The organism is uncultured Pigmentiphaga sp. (genome assembly GCF_937950555.1).
GTDB lineage: Bacteria > Pseudomonadota > Gammaproteobacteria > Burkholderiales > Burkholderiaceae_B > Pigmentiphaga.
The window spans coordinates 69,398-85,264 of record NZ_CALFCW010000020.1; the positions used below are offsets into that span (position 1 = coordinate 69,398).

At 65.4% G+C, this 15,867-nt stretch carries 12 protein-coding genes; 3 read left to right on the forward strand and 9 right to left on the reverse strand.

Annotated features, from left to right (window positions below; genetic code table 11):
* Positions 1–258: 258 nt before the first annotated feature.
* The 9 genes from Q0319_RS04475 to def form a co-directional block, all read right to left on the reverse strand.
* The gene (locus tag Q0319_RS04475; RefSeq protein ID WP_299451231.1) at positions 259–510 is read right to left on the reverse strand and encodes a DUF3567 domain-containing protein; all 252 of its coding nucleotides are present in this window, start codon (positions 508–510) and stop codon (positions 259–261) included.
* A gap of 481 nt (positions 511–991) precedes the next feature.
* A complete protein-coding gene (locus Q0319_RS04480) occupies positions 992–2,461 on the reverse strand; it encodes a potassium transporter TrkG (protein WP_299451232.1) in 1,470 nt (489 codons plus the stop codon).
* Positions 2,462–2,477: 16 nt separating this feature from the next.
* Positions 2,478–3,854 carry a Trk system potassium transporter TrkA gene (trkA, locus tag Q0319_RS04485; RefSeq protein WP_296468721.1) on the reverse strand — a complete coding sequence of 459 codons (1,377 nt, stop codon included), beginning with the start codon at positions 3,852–3,854 and terminating at the stop codon, positions 2,478–2,480.
* Between the two features lie 163 nt (positions 3,855–4,017).
* Complete coding sequence (locus Q0319_RS04490) at positions 4,018–4,755, reverse strand: response regulator (protein WP_296468719.1); 738 nt, start codon at positions 4,753–4,755, stop codon at positions 4,018–4,020.
* Between the two features lie 16 nt (positions 4,756–4,771).
* Positions 4,772–7,213: an ATP-binding protein gene (locus tag Q0319_RS04495; protein WP_299451307.1), complete on the reverse strand. Its 2,442-nt coding sequence runs from the start codon at positions 7,211–7,213 to the stop codon at positions 4,772–4,774.
* A gap of 23 nt (positions 7,214–7,236) precedes the next feature.
* A complete protein-coding gene (locus tag Q0319_RS04500) occupies positions 7,237–8,121 on the reverse strand; it encodes a DUF4390 domain-containing protein (RefSeq protein WP_296468717.1) in 885 nt (294 codons plus the stop codon).
* A complete protein-coding gene (rsmB, locus tag Q0319_RS04505; protein WP_299451235.1) occupies positions 8,118–9,440 on the reverse strand; it encodes a 16S rRNA (cytosine(967)-C(5))-methyltransferase RsmB in 1,323 nt (440 codons plus the stop codon). Before rsmB ends, Q0319_RS04500 begins: the two co-directional genes overlap by 4 nt.
* Positions 9,437–10,387, reverse strand: coding sequence for a methionyl-tRNA formyltransferase (fmt, locus tag Q0319_RS04510; RefSeq protein WP_296468713.1), 951 nt, complete (start codon positions 10,385–10,387; stop codon positions 9,437–9,439). Before fmt ends, rsmB begins: the two co-directional genes overlap by 4 nt.
* 237 nt (positions 10,388–10,624) lie before the next feature.
* The gene (gene def, locus Q0319_RS04515; RefSeq protein WP_296468711.1) at positions 10,625–11,125 is read right to left on the reverse strand and encodes a peptide deformylase; all 501 of its coding nucleotides are present in this window, start codon (positions 11,123–11,125) and stop codon (positions 10,625–10,627) included.
* Between the two features lie 264 nt (positions 11,126–11,389).
* Here def and dprA point away from each other — a divergent pair, with 264 nt between their 5' ends.
* The 3 genes from dprA to Q0319_RS04530 all read left to right on the forward strand — a co-directional run bounded on the left by dprA (position 11,390) and on the right by Q0319_RS04530 (position 15,864).
* Positions 11,390–12,502, forward strand: a complete 1,113-nt coding sequence (dprA, locus tag Q0319_RS04520; protein ID WP_296468332.1) for a DNA-processing protein DprA — start codon at positions 11,390–11,392, stop codon at positions 12,500–12,502.
* Positions 12,503–12,574: 72 nt separating this feature from the next.
* Entirely contained in the window at positions 12,575–13,033 is a 459-nt protein-coding gene (locus Q0319_RS04525; protein WP_296468315.1) for a DUF494 domain-containing protein, read from the forward strand.
* A gap of 197 nt (positions 13,034–13,230) precedes the next feature.
* Positions 13,231–15,864, forward strand: coding sequence for a DNA topoisomerase III (locus Q0319_RS04530; protein ID WP_296468316.1), 2,634 nt, complete (start codon positions 13,231–13,233; stop codon positions 15,862–15,864).
* Positions 15,865–15,867: the final 3 nt, after the last annotated feature.

Consider the following 15,867-nt stretch of genomic DNA (forward strand, 5'->3'; position numbering starts at 1 on the left):
GAGATCGACGGAAATCACCGACGTTAAGTGTTTCCCCCTGCGATGCCACGAATACGGGGCGTCCTCTCGTGAGTAGCCACTAACAAAGCAGGAAAAATCAGGGGGATCCGGCCCAAACACCGGCGCACGCCCGATGAACAAAGGAGGCCGAGGGGCGGCCACAACGACGAAGCAACCCGAAAATTCCGTAAGTGGCCGCGTTTTTATTGATAGTGATTACTTACAAATAAAACGCCGGCATAAAGCCGGCGGCTGGCGTCAGTGCAGCGTCAGGGGATGGTGCATGTAGGCATCGAACTGGCTCAGGAATTCGTCCACGTCTTCCATGGTAGGTTCGGTGGCAATCAATTCCCGCACCCGCGTCCGGAACTGTTCTGCCGTCTCTCCTGCTATATAGACTTCACGGCGCGATTGCTTGTCGACGATTTCGAAGCCCCCCGCGCCGGACGCCCCATCGAGCTGGGCGAACTCCACGACGACATAATTGGGGCTGTTGTAAATCATTTCCATGGTCTGGCTCCTGAAAACAGGGGTCTGACCGACCGCCTGCGTACTAGATTGGTGCCTATTTTTGGAAATCAAGGGGATCAACCGGATTGATTCCGGCTATCGGCTTAACGCTCGATGCTCGATGCCCCGGGGTGGTCCTCGTAAAGCTTCACCGCTCCTGCAAAACCTGGTCCGTTCAATTGCCTCCTCAGTTCGGCCAAATGCCGCCCATCACTGACTTCTATCCACAGCCTCGCCGGGCGGACTTGCCTGATCAATCGCGCGACGGTCACCCGCAGCGGCAATTGCCCCACGCAACAAACGCACCCGGCCGCCAGCTGTACCATTTCGACTCCCGGAGGGGCGGTTAAAGTTCCCGGTCCCCCTTCCACGATGACGGCTTGCCGCCCTTCGCTCCGATGAGTCGCCGCTTGCTGCAAGGCTCCACTTACCCCTTCTCGTAAGTGAGCACCAACAATCAGCATGACGGGCACAGGGGCATTCATCTGCGCCAGAACGCCCGCGTAAACAACACCAGCACTGCGAACAGCTCCAATCGGCCGATGAGCATGGCAATCGTACAAATCCAGGTCTGCGCATCCGTCAAGACGGCGAAGGTACTGGCCGGGCCGACGGCACCCAAGCCGGGGCCCGTATTGCTGAGGCTGGCGAGGACGGCGGTGAAGGCCGCCACGGGTTCCAGGCCCGTGTACAGCATGCCCATGGTCAACGCCATGAGCGAGGCCCAGTAAAGCAGCATGAATGCCATGACCGAAAACACCACGCGATTGGGGACCGGCAGGCCGTTCATGTGCACGGGATGGATGGCCCGCGGGTGGAGGATGTGAATGAATTCGCGGCGCGCCTGTTTCACCAGAATCACCACCCGGATCATTTTTATCCCGCCCCCGGTCGAGCCGGCGCACGTCACGAAACAGGACAGTACCAGCATCCAGACAGGAGCAAAAATTGGCCAAACGGAGTAGTCAGTACTCACGAATCCCGTCGTGGTCGCTACCGATACCGTATTGAACAGCGCATAACGCAGGGCCGTCCAAAAGGAATCGTACGTCCCCCGCACGAGCAGCAGCGCGGTAATGAGTGCGACCGAAATCGCCAACACGGCGAGATACGCCTGGGCTTCGGTGCTGCGGGCATACGGCTCGAGGCTGCGGCGGCGGAATGCCTGGAAATGCAGCGTGAAACTAATGCCGGCCACGACCATGAACACCACGGCCACCAGCTCGACCGCCGGCGACGAGAAAGCGGCAAAACCCGCATCGCGCGTCGAAAATCCCCCCAGGGCAACGGTGGAAGCCATGTGGCAATACGCTTCGTACCAGTTCAGTCCGGCCGCCCTGTACGCCAGGACGCAAGCCAGGGACAGCAGCATGTAAATGGCGTACAAACCCTTGGCGGTACCCGTGATCCGCGGCGTGAGCTTCTCGTCCTTCATGGGGCCCGGGGTTTCGGCCCGGAATATCTGGCTGCCGCCGGCCCCAAGCATGGGCAGGATGGCAACGGCAAGCACCAGGATGCCCATGCCTCCTATCCAGTTCAGCGTGCAGCGCCAGACGTTAATGGACGGAGGCAGCGCATCCAGGCCCGTCAGGACGGTGGCGCCAGTCGTCGTCAATCCGGACATGGCCTCGAAATAGGCGTCGGTGATCGACAGTGGCATGCCCGCTTGGCGGTAATAAAAAACCAGCGGCAGCATGGCGATCACCGCCAAGACCGTCCACACGAGCGAGACCAGCAGATACCCATCCCGGGGCGTCAACTCGCGCCGTCGGCTTCGGGTCGCCAGGCTCAACAGCGCCCCGGCCGCCAAACCAGCGACCAAGGCCCGGATGAAGGCATCCTTGGCGCCGTCTGCGAAGACGAAGGACGCGGCCAGGGGAATCGCCATGGTCATCGAGAACAGGACGATGACCAGGCCCAGGACGTGCAAGACCGGAAGCAGTTTGCGCATGACTGGGCGGTCCGGGTCAGAAGAAGGTCGCCGAGACCTGGAAGAGTTTCTCCACCTGCGCAATCAACCGCTGGTTCGCCACGAACACGATGACGTGGTCGTCGGGTTCGATGACGGTATCGTGGTGGGCCATCAAGACTTCCTCATGGCGCACGATGGCGCCTATCGTCGCACCGGCAGGCAGGTTGATGTCCTCGATGCGGCGGCCGACCACTTGGGAGGACTTGGCGTCGCCGTGGGCGATCGCCTCCAAGGCCTCGGTGACACCGTGCCGCAGGCGATGGACGGCGACGACGTCACCGCGGCGGACGTACCGGAGCAGTTCGCCGATAGTCGCCTCCGACGGAGAGATCGCGATGTCGATGCGGCCACCCTCCATCAGCTCCCCATAACTCTTGCGGCCGATCAGGGCGATCACCCGGCGCGCCCCCATCCGCTTGGCGAGCAGCGACGACATGATGTTGTCTTCATCATCGCTGGTCAGCGCGAGGAATAGATCCATTTCGGCGACGTTCTCTTCCTCGAGCAGATTCTCGTCGGTGGCGTCGGCATTCAGGATAAGGACGCGGCTGGGAAGCTGGGTAGCCAGCAATTCGCACCGCCTGCGGTTTTGCTCGATGATCTTGACGTCGCAGTGGTCACCGATGCTCTTGGCCAACCTCAGCCCGATATTGCCCCCGCCGGCGATCATCACGCGCTTGACGCGCTTGTCGCTCTCCCGCAGCTCGCGGATGATGGCGCGCACGTGGCGCGTATCGGCCAGGAACAAGACCTCGTCGGCCGGTTCGATGCAGGTGTCGCCGTCGGGCTTGACCAGGCGGCCGTTCCGGAAAATCGCAATGATGCGGACGTCGGCGGCGGGCAAGCGGTCGCGCAGGCTCTGGATGGGCTGGCCGGCCAACGGACTGCCTGCGGCGGCCCGCACGGTAACGGCACACACCCTGCCGCCTGCAAATTCCACCACTTGCAAGGCTTCCGGGATCTCGACCAGCTTCTCGATATAGCGCGTGACACTGCGCTCGGGGCAGATCAAGTGATCGACATCGAACCCGTCCTCGCCCATCAGTTCCTCATGGTCGAGGAACTCCGACGACCGGACCCGGGCGATGCAGCGCGGCACGTTAAACACGCGCTTGGCAAGCTTGCACGCCACGAGATTGGTCTCGTCGGCAGTGGCGCAGGAAATGAACAGATCGGCGTCTGCGGCGCCGGCTTCCTGCAAGGTAGAAATATGCGTGCCGTTGCCCATCAGCCCGCGCAAGTCCAGGCGGTCCTGCAGCATCGCCAGCCGGGCGCCATCCGTGTCGATGACCGTGATGTCGTTGTGCTCGGACACCAAGTTCTCGGCAACGCTGGTCCCCACTTGCCCCGCGCCGAGTATCAGAATCTTCATGTCACTTATCCACCGCGAGGGCTCGCCTGCATCGCCGTTTACGGCCAGATTGCACTCGCAAAAAACACTGCTCCGGCCCGCCACCCACTCCCGATCCGGGCGATTGCGGCCCGCTTCCCCGGTTCGCCGCCTTGCGGCTCAGGCCGCACGAGGCCGGACTGGCTTACGCATTCCGTTTGCGCGACAGCTCGATCCCGAGCTGCTTGAGCTTGCGATACAAGTGGGTGCGCTCCAGGCCTGTCTTGTCTGCCACGCGGGTCATGCTGCCCCCTTCGCGCGCCAGGTGGTGCTCGAAATAGACGCGCTCGAATGCGTCGCGCGCTTCGCGCAGGGGCAGGTCGAGCGAAACGGACAGGAGCGGAGACCGGGCCTGTGCATCGTGCGCGGATGGGGGCGCGCCCGCATTGCGCTCGGCCGGCGATACGAGGCTGGGGCTCGACGCCCGCATGCCGTCGCCTGCGGCCAGGGACGATGCCGGGTAGGGCGACGATGCCGGACGCGCGGCGGCGGGCGCCGGGGGGGGCTTGATGCCGGCGCGCCCGCGCTCGAGCGCCGCGGCGATGGTCTTGAGCAGGCGGGTCATGGTGATGGGCTTCTCGAGAAAGTCGACTGCGCCAATGCGCGTCGCCTCGACCGCGGTGTCGATGGTCGCGTGGCCGCTCATCATGATCACAGGCATGTCGAGCAGGTCTTGCGACGCCCATTCCTTGAGCAAGGTCACGCCATCCGTATCGGGCATCCAGATATCGAGCAGCACCACGTCGGGACGGTGGGCGGCGCGCAGCGCGCGGGCTGCAGCGGCGTTCTCGGCCAAATCGACCGTATGCCCCTCGTCGTAAAGAATCTCCGACAGCAGTTCGCGGATGCCGACCTCGTCGTCAACCACCAAAATTCTGGCCATATCTTAGAAACCTCTGTTACGCAGACTGCGCCCCTGCAGTCTCGGATAAATGCGCGGTGCCATGTGCAGCATCGGTACCCCCGGCGATCCGAGTAAATAGTATAGAGACCATTGCCCCTCCTTCGGGCCGGTTCGCAAGATCAATTCTGCCTCCGTGCTCTTCGACGATTTTCTTGACGATCGCCAACCCGAGGCCCGTGCCGCGCGCCTTGGTCGTAATGTAAGGCTCGAAGGCGCGCTGCAGGATGCGGGCGGCGAAACCGGTTCCGGTGTCGGTCACCATGAACTTGATCGAAGCATGGTCGCGGCCGTCGGGCAAGGGCGTGTTGATGAGCCGGGTGCTGACCGAGATGCGATCGTCCGGTCCCAGCTCCGCCGCTGCCCCCGACTGCCTGGCAGCCTCTTTGGCCTTTTCCTCGATCGCGTCGCGCGCGTTGGCGATCAGGTTGTGGATGACCTGCCGAAGCTGCGTCGCATCGCCGCGTACGCGAGGCAGCCCCGCTTCGAGCTCGACGGCCAGCGCGATGCTGCCCGTGCCGGCTTTCAGCACGCCGCCTGCGGGGTCCCAGCCGTACAGCGTCAATACCTCTGCTACCAGGTCGTTCAGATCGAGCAACTGATGCTGGGCCGGGGGCGTGCGCGCATACTCGCGGAAATCGTCCACCATGCGCTGCATCGAGCTCACCTGGTTGATGATGGTAGTGGTCGACCGCTTCAACATCTCCGCATCGGCCGGAGCCAGCTTATCGGCCAACTTGAGGGCAATGCGTTCGGCAGACAACTGGATGGGGGTCAGCGGGTTCTTGATCTCGTGCGCCAGCCGCCGCGCCACCTCACCCCACGCCACGGCGCGATTCGCAGAAATAACCTCGGTGATATCGTCGAACACTACCACATAGCCCCCGCTGGCACCTGCGACCGGCAAATGCGATCCTCGGGCCAGCAGGGTAATCGTATTGTCGTCCGACGCGAAGCCGGATTTGTTACTTTCTCCCTCGTGCGCGGCATCGGCCGGCGGCGGCCGCACGATCTCGAATTGCTGTTGCCAGTATTGGCGGCCCGTGCCCGCGGCGGCATGCTCGGCGAACGCGGTCCGTATGGTCTGGGCGAAATCCGTCAGGCCGTCGACCGTCTCCAGGGGGCGGCCGGTCACCGCGCGCAGATCCACCCGCAGGATCTGCTGCGCGCCGCGGTTGACCATCGTCACGCGAAACGCCTCGTCGAACACCAGCACCCCCGACGACAAATTCGACAGAATGCTTTCCAGGTACACGTTGCTGCGTTCGAGCTGGCGCCGGTTGCTCTCGACCATGCGCCGCGCCTCCTCGAGCTGGCGCGTCATGGCATTGAAAGAGCGGGTCAGCTGCCCCAGTTCGTCGCGCTGGGGCGGCTCGGGAATAGGGCGATAGTCGCCAACCCCGACCGCCTGGGTGCCTTCGGCCAACCGGAGCAAGGGGCGCACCAGGCGCGAGGACAGCGAGAAGGCCGCCGCGATGGCAGCGAACACCGCCAGCAGCAATGCCAGCGTCAGCGTGATGCCGTACAGCTTGCGCAACCCCACGCGCGAAAGCGAGAGCTCCTGGTAATCCCGGTACCCGCTCTGCACCTCCTCGGCATTGCGCGCGATCTGGTCGGGCACAGCCTGCAGCAGCTGCAAATAGCGCGACTCCGGGACACCGGGCAACTCGAAGCCCCCCAACGGAGCGATCGGCACGATCACGCGCAGCCTCAACGCGCCGCCGTTGGGCGTATCGCGCGTGGTGCCCAACGGCCCCTGCACGCCCTCCAGCGTCGTCGGGCTGGAGGCGCTGTTCGCCTCCGCCGCCGCATACGACCGCGAAATTCTCAATTGCCGCAGGATCTGGGGCGGAGGCGCCTCCGGCACGAGCGAACCGTAGGTATTGGTGGACCAGGCGAGGACCCGCCCGCTGGCGGTGAATACCATGGCCTCCTGCACGCCCACCTGCTCCCGCAAGCGCGTCAGCGACAAACCGATGCTCGCTTCCGGCGTATCGCCCAACTCGATCGACATCGTGCGTGCCTTGGCGTTCATCTCCTGCAGCTGCGAATCCAGCGCGGCCCGGCCGAGGTTCAGCCCCGATTCGAGCGCGGTGTCGACCCGGACATTGAACCAGGATTCGATGGAGCGGGACAGGAACTGCACCGACAGCATGTAGATCAATACCCCGGGCACCACACCCACCAACGCAAACGCGAGGGCGAAGCGCGAGGTCAGCTTGGCGCCGAACTGGCCGCGCCGCAGCTGGCTGCCCAGGCGCACGGCAAGCACGACTACCCAGACGAATAGCACCAGGGCCACGATTGCGTTCAGCCCGAGCAGGAGCGCGTAATGCTCTTCCAGGCGCGACGAGTTGCCGGTAGACCAGGCAAGCAGGAACAAGAGCAGCAGCGCGCTGATGCCTGCCACGCCAAGCAGGACGCGCAAGAAACGGTTCATGAGCCGCACGCGACGGATACGCATCATGGGGACTCCGCGGGCGGCGACAACCCCACCCCGGGGCGATGGCCTGAAGCGGCGCCGGGCAAGGCCAAGCCATGCCCGCCAGGCGAGTCGGCGTTGCCGGAATGACCAGGCCTAGGGCTGTCGTTGGAAGGATGAGGGGCGGGCGACGGCCTGGCTGGAGCCGTCGCGGATTCCTGCGGGTATGACGACGGGGCGGCCTGGCCGGGAGCGGTCGTGGGCGACGCGCCACCTGGCCCTGGTGGCGGCACGGGCGGAGGAGGTAAGCCCGGTTGGGGGGAAGGCGCAGGCGCGGCATTGGCCGGCGCCGATGCCTCCTTGCCGATGCGCACCTCGAACTCCGTCCACGGCGTCGCAAGCGACCAGTCGCTGCTATTGAGCGCATTGACCTGGAACGGCTTGGAAAGCTGCGAAATGTCGAAGCGCACCCTGAGCCGCCCTGCGTAACGTTCCTCGGCGCGCAACTGGTCGCGGTCGCCGATGCGCCAATTGCGCACGTGGCGCACGACGGACAAGGCTTCCGCGAGCGACCCCACGGGCAGCGCCAGGTTGCCCGTATGTACCCGCCACTGCCGCGTAAGCGGATTGTGGACGATGCGCCAGCTCTGGGTGGAAGAGAGCACGACTTCGTCGAACCAGTACCAGCGCGGCCGCCTGATCTCTACCTCGACGGAGAAATACAGCGGCAGCCCGCGCGAGACCGCATCTTCCAACTGGCTATTCAGATTCAGGGAAACGTCTGCGCTCAGCAGGAGGTCGCGACCGCGCTCGGTCACCGTCACGGACTGGACGGCCGGCTCGGCGGCCGCAACCATGCTGTTCCAGAACAGCACCAGGAGCAGGGCCGGCAGGTGGACGACGCGAAGAAGTCGGAAGATGATCAAACCTTGGCAAACAACGCGTAGAAAAAACCATCGTGCTGCTCGGCCGGCCGATCAGGCTCCGCCTGCGTAAGCAATTGCCCCGGTGCAGGCAACCGCTTCGCGTCGGGGTGCCGCAGCTGGAAGGCTTCGGCTTGCTTGACCCCCTCCGCGGGGAAAATCGAGCAGGTTGCGTAAAGCAATTTACCACCGGGCGCCACCACCTGCCACAAGGCGTCGACGATCTTCGCCTGCAACGCTGCGGTGGCATCGATGTCGCTTTCCCGGCGCAGCCACCGGATGTCCGGATGCCGCCGGACGATGCCCGATGCCGAGCATGGCACGTCGGCCAGCACGGCATCGAAAGGCTTTCCATCCCACCAGCCGTCCAGGTCAGCGACGTCTGCCGCCTTCGTGCGGGCCGAGAGCCCCAGCCTCTCCAGGTTGGCGTCCACCCTTGCGAGCCGCTCGGCATCGACATCCAGCGCGAGTAGATCGAGGTCGGCCAACTCCAGCAAATGCGCCGTCTTGCCGCCCGGGGCGGCGCACGCATCGAGCACCCGCATGCCGTCCCGCACCTGCAACAGCGGCGCAGCCAGCTGTGCGGCGGCATCCTGGACCGACCACCACCCTTCGATGAACCCGGGCAATTGGTGGACGGGCCGCGCCTGCGCCAACGCCAACCCCACCTCGCCTACCGGCCAGGCCTCGATGCCGGCGTCGCGGAAAGCCTGCCGCACGGCTTCCCGGTCGGCCCGGCGGCGATTGACGCGCAGGACCATCGCCGGGGGCTGGTTCGCGGCGCGCAGCAGCGCCTCCCAGTGATCCGGATAATCGATGCGCAGTCGCCTCACCCACCACTCCGGATGGTTCCAGACGGCCTCGGGCCGGCGCGCCACCGCGGCGAGCACCCCGTCGCGCTCACGCAAGAACCGTCGCAGGCTACCGTTGACCAAGCCTTTGAAAGGCGCCAGCGAACGTTGGCCGGACGCCGCCCGGACAGCCTGGTCGACCACGGTGTGGGGGGCGTACTTGACGCCCGATGCCGCGGTCTCGCGCTCGTCGACGACCAGCAGGGAAAACGCCGTCAGCAACAGCGCATCCAACAGCGGGTCGGCAGGCTTGCGCGCGATGAGGTGTTGCTTGACGGCGCGGGCCCGGCCCAGATAGCGCATGGCATGGAACGACACCGCCTGTGCCGCGGGACGCAGCGGCGCGGGCAGGCGCGCCAGGGCATCCGTGAGCGAGACCCCGGCGAGCACGCCCTGGACTGCGCGTGCCGCGTTGAGCAGGACTTCCGATAACGGCGCCGAGTGGGCGCCGGCGGATGCGGACTGGGTCATCCGGCGGCTCCAGGTTGCCAACCTCGCACGAACACGTCCACCGGCTGGCGCTTGCCTCCGGCTTTCTGCAGTTCGGTCAAGCGCAACACGCCCCGGCCAGTGGCCACGTCGATGCCCTCGGGGCCGGCCGCCAGGACGCTGCCCGGGGCAGCGCCCGCCTGCGTTTCCAGCGCCCGGGCCCGCCACACCTTGACCGGCTCGGCGAGCCCCGGCAGGCGCAGCGTGGCGCCGGGGACCGGATTGAACGCCCGGACGCGGCGCGCCAGTTCGTCGGCCGGCCGGGTGCAATCGAGGGCAGCTTCGGCCTTGCCCAGCTTTGCCGCGTAGGTCACGCCGTCTTCGGGCTGCGGCGTGGCAACCAGCTCGCCGGCCTCCAGCCGCGAGAGCGCCTGTACGATCAATTCCCCACCCAGTGCGGCCAGCCGGTCGTGCAGCTCGCCGGCGGTTTGGTCCGGCCCGATCGGGATCGCCTCCTTGAGTAGCATGTCGCCCGTATCCAGGCCGGCATCCATCTGCATGATGGTGACGCCCGTCTCGCCGTCGCCTGCCTCGATGGCGCGCTGGATCGGGGCTGCCCCCCGCCAGCGCGGCAGCAGGCTGGCATGGATGTTCAGGCAGCCAAAACGGGGCATGTCGAGCACGGACTGCGGCAGGATCAGGCCGTAGGCTGCCACGATCATCGCGTCCACATTGGCCCCGCGCAAGGACTCGTGCGCCTGCGCGGCCTCTTCGGGAAACTTGCCGTCCAGGCGCAGGCTGCGTGGCTGGATCACGGATATGCCGGCTGCCTGAGCCTCGGTCTTGACCGGGCTGGGGGTTAGCTTCAAGCCGCGGCCGGCAGGCCGGTCGGGCTGGGTCAGGACGAGGACGATCTCATGCCCGGCGGCAAGCAGCGCCTTCAAGGCGACTCGGGCGAATTCCGGCGTACCGGCAAAGGCTAATCGCATTTGAAATCCAAGGGAAACCCTGCGCCGCGCAGCGCGAGGCCTCCTGCCTCGCCGCCGGTGCTCGCGGCCGCCAGGCCGGCAAAAGACGCCGGTTGCGCAACGCCGCAAGGAAGCTCCCCCTTGGACTGGCCTCATCCATGAGAGCCCGTTCAAGCGCAGGCTACCGCTTCCAGGACGTAACGCGGGGTGTGATTCGAGAGGGGAATGATACCGTGACCCGCGCCCCAGGCAGGGGCGCTAGGCTGCCTGCAGCTTGCGCAGCTTGGTCTTGATCCGGCTTTGCTTGAGCTGGGATAGGTACTCCACGAACACCTTGCCATCCAAGTGGTCGAGCTCGTGCTGCACGCAGACCGCCAGCAGCCCGTCCGCCTCGAACTCGTAGCGCTCGCCCTTCTCGTTGGTCGCCTCTACCTTGATCCGGGCCGCGCGCTTGACTTCGTCGTAGATGCCGGGAACCGACAGGCAGCCTTCCTCATACACCTGCGTTTCTTCGCTTTTCCAGGTGATGACGGGATTGATGAGGACGAGCAGATCGCTATGGTCTTCGGAGACATCGATCACCACGATGCGTTCGTGGATGTCTACCTGGGTGGCCGCCAGCCCGATGCCCGGCGCAGCGTACATGGTTTCGGCCATGTCGCGCACGATGCGGCGAACCCGGTCGTCGACCACCGCTACCGGCTTGGCCTTCTTGTGCAAGCGCGCGTCGGGATAATGGAGAATGGGTAGCAATGCCATGATTGATCGCATGGCCCCGCATTCCGGGGCATCTTCACTTTTCTCGTAAATGGGGCCGGCTGGCCGCATTCCAAGGACCAAGATAACACAGGTTCCCGCCGCGGCGCCGCCCTCGGCCTGGGGGTTTGAGGCTGGAACGCCGCAAAAGTTCGGCACGCTTGAGCTCGGTCTTTGCTGTCCGAGCGGCCCTATCCCGAGTCCTCGTCGCATGGTTACATACCGGCCGACGGCGCCCGCCCTGGGCCCACACCCTGTTCCACTGGCATGCCCCTCGCCCATCCCCCCGAAGAACTCGCCGCTTGGCTTCGGCTCACGCTCGAACCCGGCCTCGGTCCGCCAACCGTGCGCCAACTCCTGGCCATTTTCGGGCTCCCCCAGCACATTTACGCCCAACCCCGTCCAGTGCTGGCCGAGCACCTGCCCGCCGCCGTCGCGGACCAGCTCACCCGCCCGCCGTCGGACGAGTTCCGGGAAACCTTCGAGCGCACGCTGCGCTGGTGCGACACGCCCGGCCACCAGGTGCTCACACTGGCGGATGCCGGCTATCCGCCCTGCCTGCTCGACATACACGATCCACCTCCGATGCTATACGTGGCCGGCGATCCGGGCTGGCTGACGCGGCCGGCCATCGCCATCGTCGGAGCCCGCCATGCCACGCCCGACGGCCTGTCCACCGCGCGCGCCTTCGCGCGACGCCTGGCGAGGGAAGGGTGGTGCATCATCAGCGGCATGGCCCTGGGCATCGATACCGCCGCACACGAAGGCGCGCTGGAAGCGGAGGGCGGGACGGTGGCAGTGGTCGGCACGGGCGCCGACGTGGTCTATCCCGCCCGCAACCGCAAGCTGGCCGCCCGCATCGAGGCCGCCGGCGCCCTGGTTTCCGAGCTCCCCCTCGGCACGCCGGCCCTGGCGCACCAGTTTCCCCGCCGCAACCGGCTGGTTGCCGGCCTGGCGCGCGGCACGCTGGTGGCCGAGGCTGCCGCCCGCAGCGGCTCGCTCATTACCGCGCGGTTGGCGGCCGAGGCGGGGCGGGACGTGTTCGCCATCCCTGGCTCGATCCACTCCCCGCTGTCGCGCGGGTGCCACGCCCTGATCCGGCAAGGCGCCAAACTCGTGGAATCGCCGGAAGACGTACTCGAGGAACTGTGCGGCCCGGATGACCTCATCCGCCGTGCGCAAGGCGAAACGGCGCCCGTCCGGGACGAGCTGCTCGCCGCCATGGGATACGGCCCGGTCGCGCTCGATGACCTGGCCCGGCGCAGCGGCCTCGCCATCCCCGACCTCCAGGCCCGGCTGCTCGACCTCGAGCTACGAGGGCGGGTCGCGCGGCTCGGAGGCGGGCGCTACCAAGTCGTATGCCCGCCACACGAAGCTTGAGCGGTAAATACTCTGCCATTTGCCTAGGGCTGCAATTCAGCGTACAGTGGATCCAGCCTTACACGCTGACTTATGTTCGAAATTCTCGTCTACCTCTTCGAGAACTACTACACGCCGGAAGCGTGCCCCGACCCGGAAACGCTGGCGCGCAAACTCGCCGCCGCCGGCTTCGAAGACGATGAAATCGACGACGCCCTGACCTGGTTGTCGGGGCTTGCCGAATCCACCCATCGTTGCGTCGATCTCGCCCTCATTCCCAGCACCGGCTGCCGAGTCTATGCCGATGCCGAATATCGCCAACTCGGCTCGGAAGCCGTTGGTTTCATCGCCTTCCTGGAGTCGGCGGGCGTGCTCTCGTCCCCCCTGCGCGAAATCGTCATCGACCGTGCCTTCGCCCTGGGCGAATCGCCGGTCCCGCTGGACAAGCTCAAGATCATCGTGCTGATGGTGCTGTGGAGCCAGGAAACCGAGATCGACAATCTCATCCTGGAAGAGCTGCTGGAAGACGGCAGCGCCCGGCAATTGCATTAATCTCCCTTCGCGAGCCCGGCCGGGAGCGGACGCCCGGCACCCGCTCGAGCGCGGGGCGGCTGCATGCGGCACGAGGCATTTTTGCCGGTCGCCGCGCCCGCCCGACTTGCACATCACAAAATTCCCCCCGTATTATCCGGCGCTTTGACGCGCTAATTTATTAATGTCATGCGTCGGCTCCGTTCTACTGGAAGTCAATGGGCAAAACTCTGATCATCGCCGAGAAACCCTCGGTCGCGCTGGACATTTCCCGCGCACTAGGCGGATTCAAGCGCGAAGGCGACTACTTCGAAAGCGACGAGTACGTGTTGGCGTCCAGCGTCGGGCACCTGCTTACTCTCGTGGCGCCCAACGATCCGGTCAAGGGCAAATGGAGTTTCGCGCACTTACCGGTGATCCCGGACGAATTCGAGCTCGGCCCTGCGGACAAGCGCTCGGAGGAGCGCCTGCGCCTGCTGGTGCGCCTGATCAAACGCAAGGATGTCGACTCGCTCATCAACGCCTGTGACGCGGGGCGCGAAGGCGAACTGATCTTCCGCTACATCACGCAGTACGCCAAGACCAACAAGCCGATCCGGCGCCTGTGGCTCCAGTCCATGACCCAGGAAGCCATACGCGAAGCCTTCGCCGACCTGCGCAGCGACGCCGCGCTGCGGCCGCTCGAGGCCGCCGCCCGCTCCCGCGCCGAAGCCGACTGGCTCGTGGGGATCAACGGCACCCGTGCCATGACGGCCTTCAACAGCAAGGACGGAGGCTTCTTCAAGACCACTGTGGGCCGGGTCCAAACCCCGACCCTGGCCATCGTCTTCGAGCGCGAAGAGCGGATTCGCCGGTTCGAGCCGCGCGACTACTGGGAAGTACGCGCGCAATTCGTCGCGGCCGCCGGGCTGTACGAGGGCCGCTGGTTCGATCCCAACCACGTCAAGGATCCCCAGGACCCCGAGAAGCGCGATTCGCGCCTATGGACCCAGGCCGCGGCCGATTCGGTCGTGGCGGCTTGCCGCGAGCGGCCGGGATCGGTCACGGAGGAATCCAAGCCGTCCACGCAGCTTTCCGGGCTGCTCTACGACCTCACCACCCTGCAGCGGGAAGCCAACTCGCGCTTCGGTTTTTCGGCCAAGACCACGCTCGCGCTGGCCCAGTCCCTCTATGAGCGCCACAAGGCCCTGACGTATCCGCGCACGGACTCACGTTATCTGCCGGAAGATTACCTGGGAACCGTGCGGCAAACCATGGAAACGCTGGTCGGCACGCGGCCGGCCTATGCGCCCTTCGCCAAGCAGGTCCTGGAAAGCGGCTGGATCAAACCCAACCGCCGCGTGTTCGACAACAAGAAGGTGTCGGACCACTTCGCGATCATCCCCACGATGCAGGCGCCGCGCGAACTGAGCGAAGCCGAGGCAAAGCTGTACGACTTGGTGGTCAAGCGCTTCCTCGCGGTGTTTTACCCGCCCGCCGAATTCCTGGTCACGACCCGCATCACCGAAGTGGCCGGCCATCATTTCAAGACTGAAGGCAAGGTGCTGGTCAATCCCGGGTGGATGGCCGTCTACGGGCGCGACGCCCAAGGCGAGGACGCCAATCTGGTACCGGTTGCGCCCGGCGAGCAGGTGCGCACGGAAACCGTGGAAGCCATCGGGCTCGCCACCAAGCCGCCTGCGCGCTACACGGAAGCCACGCTGCTGTCGGCCATGGAAGGCGCCGGGAAACTGGTGGACGACGAGGAACTGCGTGAAGCCATGGCGGGCCGCGGGCTCGGCACGCCTGCCACCCGGGCGGGCATCATCGAAGGGCTGATCAACGAAGGCTACCTGCGCCGCGAAGGCCGCGAATTAATTCCTACCGCGAAAGCGCGCCAGCTGATGACGCTGCTGTCGGGCCTGGACGTGGACGAACTGACTTCGCCCGAGCTCACCGGCGAATGGGAATACAAGCTCGCACAGATCGAGAAAGGGCAACTGGCGCGCGAAGAGTTCATGCGCGAAATCGCGCAGATGACGCAGATCATCGTCAAGCGGGCCAAGGAGTACGACCGCGATACGGTGCCGGGCGATTACGCCACGCTCTCCACCCCGTGCCCGAAGTGCGGCGCCGTGGTCAAGGAAAATTATCGCCGCTACGCCTGCACGGCCTGTGATTTTTCCATCAGCAAGCACCCGGGCGGGCGCACCTTCGAACTGCAGGAAGTCGAAGAACTGCTGGCCAAGCGCGAGATCGGGCCGCTCAATGGCTTCATCAGCAAGATGGGGCGTCCGTTCTCGGCCATCCTGCGCATTACCGACGACTACAAGCTGGAGTTCGATTTCGGCCAGGATGATGATGACTCCTCCGAAGCGGTGGATTTCTCCGGCCAAACGCCCGTCGGACCATGCCCGAAGTGCGAGGCTCACGTGTTCGAGCACGGCATGAGCTACGTATGCGAGAAGTCGGTAGGCCCGCAACGCACGTGCGATTTCCGCTCCGGCAAAGTCATCCTGCAGCAGGAAGTCAGCCCCGAGCAGATGGCCAAACTATTGACCGAAGGCCGCACGGATTTGCTGCAAAACTTCGTATCGAGCCGCACCAACCGCAAGTTCAAGGCCTTCCTTGTTCGTCAGGACGACGGCAAGATCGGCTTCGAATTCGAGCCGCGCCCCGCCAAGGCCGGCAAGGCGGCGGGCGCCGCGGCTACGGCAAAGAAGAGCGCGGCCCAAGGCGCGGCGGAAGGTGACGAAGCCACCGCGAAAGCGCCTGCCAAGAAGGCAGCCAAGAAAGCCGCGACCAAGACTGCTGCCAAGAAAGCGCCGGCGAAAAAAGCCGCCAAGAAGGCAGCGGCCAAGACCTCGAGTTAGAGC